Origin of the sequence: Streptomyces mayonensis (assembly GCF_018982965.1) — a bacterium.
Classification (GTDB): Bacteria; Actinomycetota; Actinomycetes; order Streptomycetales; family Streptomycetaceae; genus Streptomyces; species Streptomyces mayonensis.
This window is the reverse complement of record NZ_JACBYP010000217.1, coordinates 1-5,072: the sequence shown is the minus strand read 5'-3', so window position 1 is coordinate 5,072 and position 5,072 is coordinate 1. Positions and strand designations below refer to the sequence as shown.

General features: G+C 73.4%; 5 protein-coding genes and 1 pseudogene. 5 read left to right on the top strand and 1 reads right to left on the bottom strand.

The window, feature by feature from the left end:
• A pseudogene (locus HZS56_RS37125) lies at nucleotides 1-428 on the bottom strand (hypothetical protein); the annotation flags it as partial.
• Between the two features lie 344 nt (nucleotides 429-772).
• On the opposite strand from HZS56_RS37125, the gene HZS56_RS37120 reads away from it, so the two are divergent.
• From HZS56_RS37120 to HZS56_RS37100, 5 genes are all read left to right on the top strand, one after another.
• Nucleotides 773-2,374: a phage tail sheath subtilisin-like domain-containing protein gene (locus HZS56_RS37120; RefSeq protein ID WP_216725212.1), complete on the top strand. Its 1,602-nt coding sequence runs from the start codon at nucleotides 773-775 to the stop codon at nucleotides 2,372-2,374.
• 108 nt (nucleotides 2,375-2,482) lie between these two features.
• Nucleotides 2,483-2,929 carry a phage tail protein gene (locus HZS56_RS37115; RefSeq protein WP_064728563.1) on the top strand — a complete coding sequence of 149 codons (447 nt, stop codon included), beginning with the start codon at nucleotides 2,483-2,485 and terminating at the stop codon, nucleotides 2,927-2,929.
• A complete protein-coding gene (locus HZS56_RS37110; RefSeq protein WP_216725211.1) occupies nucleotides 2,929-3,405 on the top strand; it encodes a hypothetical protein in 477 nt (158 codons plus the stop codon). The genes HZS56_RS37115 and HZS56_RS37110 overlap by 1 nt, the downstream gene beginning before the upstream one ends.
• A complete protein-coding gene (locus HZS56_RS37105; RefSeq protein ID WP_007450918.1) occupies nucleotides 3,402-3,560 on the top strand; it encodes a DUF6760 family protein in 159 nt (52 codons plus the stop codon). The genes HZS56_RS37110 and HZS56_RS37105 overlap by 4 nt, the downstream gene beginning before the upstream one ends.
• 1,329 nt (nucleotides 3,561-4,889) lie before the next feature.
• Nucleotides 4,890-5,072 (top strand): hypothetical protein (locus HZS56_RS37100; protein WP_216725210.1); only part of this gene is annotated, 183 nt, incomplete at its 3' end.

Below are 5,072 nucleotides of genomic sequence, written 5' to 3'. Positions count from 1 at the left end.
CCCGCGGGCCTCCCCTTGCTGCTGCCGTCCACGGAGTTCCGCCGTGTCCCACCCGCCGTCAGCCTCAGGCGCTGCTCCTTCGCCTCCGCCTCGTCCCGCAGCCGCTGCGCCTCCGCCCGCTGCTTCTCCGCCTGGGCCTCCTCCCGCCAGCGGGCCCACTGCTCCCGTTCGCCCCCCGAGGGCGCAGCGCCCGAGCCCCCGAGGCCCGGGACGGAGCCGGACCGTCCCCGGGTGGCCGTCGCCGTGGCGGCCGCCCCTGCGCCGTCGGCGGAGTTCCGACGCTGGCCACCCGCCGCACGCTGGATGGCTTCGGTGACGGCCCTGTTCCCGGCCGCAGCCTGCAAGGAGGCCAGGGGCGGCCGCACCTCGCGCGGGCGGGGCCGGGCCGGGGCGGCGGTGTCCGTGCGGGGTCTGTGCGTTTCGTTCAAGCGGTCCGACACGGACAACCTTTCCCGAGGGTCCGTCACCGTCCCCGCCGGCGCGGGGGCATCGCCCCGGTGCGGCGGGGCGGTGCGCGCCCCGGAAACGGGGACTGATCGCAAGATGACATTTTGGCGAACTGAAAGCTGACACAACGTGTTGAATCAGAATCGCCGGGTGTCCGCCAGGGGCCCAGGAGGAGAATGCGGGGAAGGTCGAGGAGTCTGCCCCAACGGGCACGGCCAGGGGCAACGAAGATGCCCCCGCCCAGGCCCCGAAAGACGTTTCGGGGCGACAACACGCGCGTGACCCTGGCAGATGTCTTGTCTCGTACCCCCGAGGAGAGCAGAGCATGCCGTCCTACCTGTCGCCCGGCGTCTACGTCGAGGAGGTGGCCAGCGGCTCGCGCCCGATCGAGGGGGTGGGCACCTCGGTGGCGGCCTTCGTCGGTCTCGCTCCGACCGGCCCGCTGAACGAGCCCACGCTGGTGACCAACTGGACGCAGTACGTGGCGGCCTTCGGTGACTTCACCGGCGGGTACTACCTCGCGCACTCCGTCTACGGGTTCTTCAACAACGGCGGTTCCGCCGCCTACGTCGTGCGCGTCGGCGGCTCCGCCGAGGACGCCTCGGGCGACGCCGCGGACGGTACCGCCGCGCCCGCCGCCGTCACCGGCAGCAGCGCCAAGGCGCTGACCGCCGCCGAGCCCAAGCAGCTCGGCACGTTCGCCGTGACGGCCACCGCCGCCGGCCAGAGCGGCCCGCTGACCGTCGAGGTCGCGGACCCCGAGGGCGAGGGCCCCGCCGAGCGCTTCAAGCTGATCGTCAAGGACGGCGAGAAGCCGGTCGAGACCTTCGACGTGAGCGCCAAGAAGGGCAACCGCGCCTACGTCGTCACCCAGGTCAAGGAGCGCTCCAAGCTCATCACCGTGACCGAGGCCGCGCCGTCCGCGCAGCTGGTCCGGCCGGAGAACCAGACCCTGACGCTGCCCGCGCCGCCGTCCGCAGCCCCCGCCGTCCCGGCCGGCCAGAGCGAGGCCGTGCACCCGGGCCCGGCCGAGTACCTCGGCGACTCCTCGGACCGCACCGGCTTCGGCGGCCTGGAGGCGATCGACGAGATCTCCATGGTCGCGGTGCCCGACCTGATGGCCGCCTACCAGCGCGGTGCGATCGACCTGGAGGCCGTCAAGGCCGTCCAGCTCGGCCTCATAGCCCACTGCGAGCTGATGGGCGACCGCGTCGCCATCATCGACCCGCCGCCCAGCCAGAACGCCCGCCAGATCCGTGTCTGGCGCCAGGAGACGGCCGGCTACGACTCCAAGTACGCCGCCCTGTACTACCCCTGGATCAAGTCCTTCGACCCGGCCACCGGCCAGTCGCGCCTGGTCCCGCCGAGCGGTCACGTCGCCGGCATCTGGGCCCGCAACGACTCCGAGCGCGGCGTGCACAAGGCCCCCGCCAACGAGGTCGTCCGCGGCGCCGTGGACCTGGAGCTGCAGATCACCCGCGGCGAGCAGGACCTGCTCAACCCGATCGGCGTCAACTGCATCCGCTCCTTCCCCGGCCGCGGCATCCGCGTCTGGGGCGCCCGCACCCTGTCCTCCGACCCGGCGTGGCGCTACCTGAACATCCGCAGGTACTTCAACTACCTGGAGGAGTCGATCCTGATCGGCACCCAGTGGGTGGTCTTCGAGCCGAACGACCACAACCTCTGGGCCCGCATCCGCCGCAACGTCTCCGCGTTCCTGGTCAACGAGTGGCGCAGCGGCGCCCTGTTCGGCCAGAGCCCGACCGAGGCCTACTACGTCAAGTGCGACGAGGAGACCAACCCGCCGGAGTCGGTCGACCTCGGCCGGGTCGTGTGCGAGATCGGCATCGCGCCGGTCAAGCCCGCCGAGTTCGTGATCTTCCGGCTGGCCCAGTTCTCCAGCGGCAGCGGGGAGCTGGAGGAGTAGGCGGCCCGTACGCCTGCGTGACCTCGGGCGGCGCCTCGGGCGCCGCCCCCGTACACCCTCGTCAAGAAGCCGCCGAGGCTTCAGAAGCTCCAGAAGGACAGCGAACACATGAGTCTGAACCCGGGTGACTCCCTTACTTCACACAATTTCGGTCTGCAGATCGACGGTGTGATGGTCGAGTACCTCGCCGAGGTCAGTGGCCTGACCCTCGAACAGGACGTCATCAAGTACCCGCAGAACAACGGCGCGACCGGCAAGAACGAGATCGCGCTGCTGCCGGGCACCCAGAAGGACGGTCAGTGCACCGTCGTGCGCGGTATGACCCAGTCGGCGTCGTTCACCCAGTGGATCAACGACTCGATCAACGGTCGCATGGCCACCGCGCGCAAGAACGCCTCGATCATCATGATGGACTTCGAGGACAACCCGGTGAAGCGGTACAACCTGCGCAACGCCTGGTGCAGCAAGATCGACACGAGCACGGTGAAGGCGGGCGAGGCCTCCGCGCTGACCGAGACCGTCACCATCGTGTTCGAAGAACTGGTCATCGAGTAATGCGGCGTACGCCTGCCAAGGCACCCGCCGCGGCGGCGGAGGCGCCGGCCGCCACCCCGGCCGGCCCTCCCGCCGGGCCCCCTGTCGACGCGGCACCGCGGCAGCAGCTGCGGACCGAGTTCCCCTTCGAACTGCCGCGCGGGTACGTCGACGAGTCGGGCACCGTGCACAAGGACGGTGTGATGCGCCTGTCGACGGCACGGGACGAGCTGATCCCGCTGCGCGACGTGCGGGTGCAGGAGAACCCGGCGTACCTGTCGGTGGTGCTGCTCGGCCGGGTCATCACCCGGCTGGGCACGCTGGCGATGGTGCACGACGGCGTCGTGGAGAACATGTTCGCCTCCGACCTGGCGTTCCTCCAGGACTTCTACCGCCAGATCAACGCGGAGGGGCACACCCGCGCGGCCGTCGAGTGCCCGCACTGCTCGGAGCCCTTCGAGGTGGAACTCGGCGGGAGCCGCCTGGGGGAATCGTGACGTACGCGACCGACCGGCTGCACGAGGAGATCGCGTACGTGGCCTACCACTTCCACTGGAGCCTGGAGGCGATCCTGGACCTGGAGCACCAGGACCGCCGCCGGTACACGGACCAGATCGCGTCCCTCGTGACGCGAGGCACGGCGGAGGGCTGATCGGTGGGAATCCTGGACCGGCTGCGGGGACGTCGGGACGGCGCGGACGGGAGCGGGGGCGAGGCCGCCGCGTCGTCCGCGGCTTCCGCGCGTCCGCTCCCCGGCTCGAGCTCCGGCCCGGAGACGGGCCCGGGCTCCGGCCCGGACACCGGCTCGGGCTCGGATGCGGGCTCCCGCTCGGGCTCGGCTTCTGACGCGGGCGCGGGTTCGGCGGCCCCGACCGGCCGCGGGCCCGTCGCCGTCGCCGCCTGGACGGGCCTGCCGCCGATCCAGCGGACGACGGGTGGGACCCGTGCGGGAGTGGCGGACGCCGGTTTCGGCGGCCGCCTTCCGACGTGGCAGAACCCGTCGTTCACGGGGGCACCGTCCCCCGCGGTGCTGAACCCGGCGTCGGGCGACAGCCTCCTGTCGGGCGCGTTCGACCCGTCGGCGCGCCAGAACCCGTCCACACCGCTCACGCCCGGGGCGGGCACGGCACCGGTGCAGCGGATGCCGGTCGCGCCGCTGCGGGCGATACCCGCGGACCCTCCCGCGCCGACCGCGCCCACGGGGTCCGCCGCCGGGGCACGGGGCGGTTCGGCCCTACCGCGGGGGACCGGATCGCGGACACCCTCCTCGTCCCCCTCCCCCTCCTCGTCCGCTGCTTCTCCTGCTCCTCCCGCCTCTTCCGCCGCGCGTGCTTCCGGTGCTCCTCGCAGCTCCGGCGCGCGGGGCGGTTCGTCCGGCACCCCGGCACCGGCTGCCACGTCCGCGGCGGCGCCCGTTCAGCGGGCGCGCTCCGCCGGGTCGGCGTCGTCCTCGGCACCGGCGGGCGCACCGGCCCGGCCCGCCCGCGGGGTACAGGTGACGCCCGTGCCGCCCGCCCCTCCCGGTCCGCGGCAGGCGCTGACCAAGGCCCCCACCGGGACACCCGCCGTACAGCGCCGGGCCCTGCCCGCAAGCCGCCGGGCCGACAACTCCGCCCCGGACTCCTCCGGAACGGCGCCCTCGTCGACGCCGGCGGACAGCGACCGAGCGGAACCCGGCGCCGCACCGTCCGGGGGCCCGTCCCCGGCCGACCGTTCCGGCACCGGCACCGGCACCGGCCCGACGGCGTCCTCTGCGCCCTCCGCATCGGCACCGGCATCGGCTCCCCCGGCGCAGCGTGCCGTACGCCCGCAGCAACGCCCCACGCCCGCCGCCGACTCCCCGCCCGGCCCTCCCGTGCAGCGAGCGGCAGCCCGCCCCGGGGCGACGCCGGGCACCGGATCCGGCAGTACGTCGTCCGGTACGCCGGTACGGCGCGACCGGCGCGCGAGTGGCGACGGCCCTGCGGCGGCCACGCCTCCGGTGCAGCGTTCCGCCGTACCGTCGTCCAACACTCCCGCACAGGGCGGCGATACGACGTCCCGCACGCCCGTACAACGGGCCCCGCGCGACTCCGGCAAGGGGCAGGCACCCGTACCGGACAACGCCCGCCCGCCCGGCGCCCCCGCACAGGACGGCGGCACGACGTCCCGCACCCCGGTGCAG

Coding starts and splice junctions, on each gene's coding strand:
- HZS56_RS37120 (WP_216725212.1), top strand. CDS start 773: ATGCCGTCCTACCTGTCGCCCGGCGTCTACGTCGAGGAGGTGGCCAGC.
- HZS56_RS37115 (WP_064728563.1), top strand. CDS start 2,483: ATGAGTCTGAACCCGGGTGACTCCCTTACTTCACACAATTTCGGTCTG.
- HZS56_RS37110 (WP_216725211.1), top strand. CDS start 2,929: ATGCGGCGTACGCCTGCCAAGGCACCCGCCGCGGCGGCGGAGGCGCCG.